This is a genomic window from Arthrobacter sp. ZGTC412 (assembly GCF_002929215.1).
Classification (GTDB): Bacteria; Actinomycetota; Actinomycetes; order Actinomycetales; family Micrococcaceae; genus Arthrobacter.
Genome location: NZ_PJII01000045.1, coordinates 1 through 1,692, shown reverse-complemented (window position 1 = coordinate 1,692; position 1,692 = coordinate 1). Strand labels below are relative to the sequence as shown.

1 rRNA gene is annotated in these 1,692 nt (G+C 47.9%); it reads right to left on the bottom strand.

Going from position 1 to position 1,692, the window contains the following annotated elements:
* Nucleotides 1–1,692, bottom strand: a 23S ribosomal RNA gene (locus tag CXQ88_RS21295); the annotation flags it as partial.

Genomic DNA, 1,692 nt, shown 5'->3' with positions numbered 1-1,692 from the left:
GTCGAAGTTAGAAACCCAATGTAACGAGGGTGGTATTCCAAGGTTGACTCCACCAGTACTGGCGTCCTGGTCTCATAGTCTCCCACCTATCCTCTACACGTTACACCAAATTTCAATATCAAGTTATAGTAAAGCTCCACGGGGTCTCCCCGTCTAGTTGCGGGTAACCGGCATCTTCACCGGTACTAAAATTTCACCGAGTCTGCAGCCGAGACAGCGAAGGGATCATTACACCTTTCGTGCGGGTCAGAATTTACCTGACAAGGAATTTCGCTACCTTAGGACCGTTATTGTTACGGCCGCCGTTCACCGGGGCTTCAATTCAAAGCTTCGCTTGTGCTGACTTCTCCTCTTAACCTTCCGGCACTGGGCAGGTGTCACCCCCTATACATCGTCTTGCGACTTAGCAGAGAGCTGTGTTTTTGTTAAACAGTTGCCCCTCCCTCTTCACTGCGGCTCATCAAAGATGAGCACTCCTTCTTCCGAAGTTACGGAGTTATTTTGCAGAGTTCCTTAGCTACAGTTGTCTCGCTTGCCTTAGGATTTTCTCCTTGACCACGTGTGTTCGTTCTAGGTACAGGCAGTTAATTATTAATGTTAGAAGCTTTTCTTGGAAGCGTGGAGTCATATACTTCGTTACTAGGCGAACCGTTCACTCCCCATCACACTTCAACGTTAATACAACACGGATTTGCCAATGTTGCCGTCTTTGTGCTTAGCCCGGGACAACCAGCACCCGGGATATACTATCCTTCTCCGTCACTCCATCACTAATTAACTGGTACAGGAATATCAACCTGTTGTCCATCGACTACGCCTGTCGGCCTCGCCTTAGGTCCTGACTAACCCTGGGTGGACGAACCTTGCCCAGGAAACCTTGGTCAAACGGCATGGAAGATTCTCACTTCCAAACGTTACTCATGCCGGCATAATCACTTCCAAGCGCTCCACCAGTCCTTACGGTCTGACTTCATCACCCTTGGAACGCTCCCCTACCACTGTACTTGCGTACAATCCGTAGCTTCGGTGGTAAACTTAAGCCCCGGTACATTTTCGGCGCAGAATCACTCGACTAGTGAGCTGTTACGCACTCTTTAAATGATGGCTGCTTCTAAGCCAACATCCTAGCTGTCTGTGCAGTTCCACATCCTTACACACTTAGTTTACACTTAGGGACCTTAGCTGACGATCTGGGCTGTTTCCCTCACGAGCATGGACCTTATCACCCATGTTCTGACTGCTATGCACAAGTTATGGCATTCGGAGTTTAATTCTAATCAGTACCGCTAGGTGCAGCCATCATAGATTCAGTGCTCTACCTCCACAACAATTCACATAACGCTATCCTTAAAGATATATCGGGGAGAACTAGCTATCTCCGGGTTCGATTGGAATTTCACCGCTAGCCACAAGTCATCCAAAGTCTTTTCAACGAATACTGGTTCGGTCCTCCATTAGGTTTTACCCTAACTTCAACCTGCTCATGGCTAGATCACCCGGTTTCGTGTCTACTACTGCATACTAAACGCCCTATTAAGGCTCGCTTTCACTACGGCTCCATCTATATCGACTTAACCTCGCATGCAATAGTAACTCGCCGGCTCTTTCTACAAAAAGCATGGTATCACCCATTAACGGGCTCTACCTTCTTGTAAGCATATGGTTTCAGGATCTCTTTCACTCCCCTCAGAT